The organism is Stenotrophomonas pictorum JCM 9942 (assembly GCF_001310775.1).
GTDB lineage: Bacteria > Pseudomonadota > Gammaproteobacteria > Xanthomonadales > Xanthomonadaceae > Stenotrophomonas > Stenotrophomonas pictorum.
The window spans coordinates 1-1,262 of the sequence record NZ_BAZI01000585.1 but is presented as its reverse complement, the minus strand read 5'-3'; the positions used below and the strand labels follow the sequence as shown (position 1 = coordinate 1,262).

Sequence of the window (1,262 nt, the reverse complement as noted above, 5' to 3'; positions counted from 1 at the left end):
GACCATGGCGGGGCAGCGCTGCCCCCGCGTTGCCTTCACTTTGGCCGGCGAGGGCCACGTTTGCACCAAAAGGGGCATCGATGGCACTTGAAACGGCAGCGATGCCGCTTTTTTCGCCATCGATGCCACTTTGACCGGCAACGTTGCCCCTTTTTGGGGCAACGATGGCACTTGAAGTGGCAACGATGCCGCTTTTTTCGGCATCGATGAGACTTCTGTCTCAAAACGAGGCCCTTTCGGGCTGTGCGCAGGTGCGGATTGGGACGTAAACGGCGCCGGTTGCCCACGCACGGTCGCGGTAGGTGGTGCGACAGGCACAAAAAAGCCGCCCCGAGGGCGGCTGGGTACGGTTACTCATGTGGGGCGGCGACCGGGAAGGTAGGGTTTCCCGGCCGGGGCCGATGACTCAGGCCGGCTCGGACTCGTTCACCCGCGCGCTCTTGGCAAAGCGGCTGCTCAATCCGCGGCGCAGCCCTTCCAGGCCCTGGTTGCGCCCGGCCACTTTCAGGATCGCGTAACCGTCCAGCGCGCAGCGCACCACATCGCTGCCCAGCGCGATCTCGGTATCCGAAGCCCGTTCGGCCAGCCGGGTGATGCGTTGCATGCGCGGGCGCAGGCGGTCCAGCGCCTGCAGATCGGACACCGCATCGGCCACGTTCAAGGTGGCCGGCACCACCTGCGGGTTCTGCGCCAGCATGCTCAAGGTCTGCCGGCAGAACGCCTCGGACTTGTCGCCCATCCGCGCCAGCTTGCGCCGCTGCGCCGTGGTCATCGCCACCAGTCCGGTCAACTGCGCCTCCAGATCACTCAGCGCCTGGTCCACGGCCTGCAGCTGGTCATCGGTGAGGGTGAGGGAAATCAGATTCTGTGTCGTGGTCATTGCATGGTCCTTATGCGAATCAGGGATGGGGACGGCAACCGCCCCGAACGAGGTGGACCCGACCGTTCGGCCGGGCGCGTCAAGCCTGCATCAGCCCGCCGTTGCAAACCACGCACCCGGTCATGGTTTTTCTGTAGGAAAACCCCGCGTTGGTGTGTAGTTGATTGAGTGGGGTCTTTCGCCCCATTGAGGTCGATCTGATTAGTCGCGCAATTGTTTCGACTCACCCGTGCGGTGGAGCCGAGCCGGCTTGCTCTGTCAATCGAACTTCCGTGCATGATTCAGTCAGAATAGGTTAAATCTGTCGAATTTCGCAGGGACGATCATCTTAAGGGGGGCGTATGGAGGATATTGAGTTGGGAGAGTTGGCTTGGAAGGCGGG

2 protein-coding genes are annotated in these 1,262 nt (G+C 62.7%); both read right to left on the bottom strand.

Annotation, left to right across the window (positions count from 1 at the left end):
* Positions 1-204 (bottom strand): hypothetical protein (locus tag JCM9942_RS19715; RefSeq protein ID WP_218185516.1); only part of this gene is annotated, 204 nt, incomplete at its 3' end.
* A gap of 202 nt (positions 205-406) precedes the next feature.
* Positions 407-880: a hypothetical protein gene (locus JCM9942_RS16255; protein ID WP_054660894.1), complete on the bottom strand. Its 474-nt coding sequence runs from the start codon at positions 878-880 to the stop codon at positions 407-409.
* Positions 881-1,262: the final 382 nt, after the last annotated feature.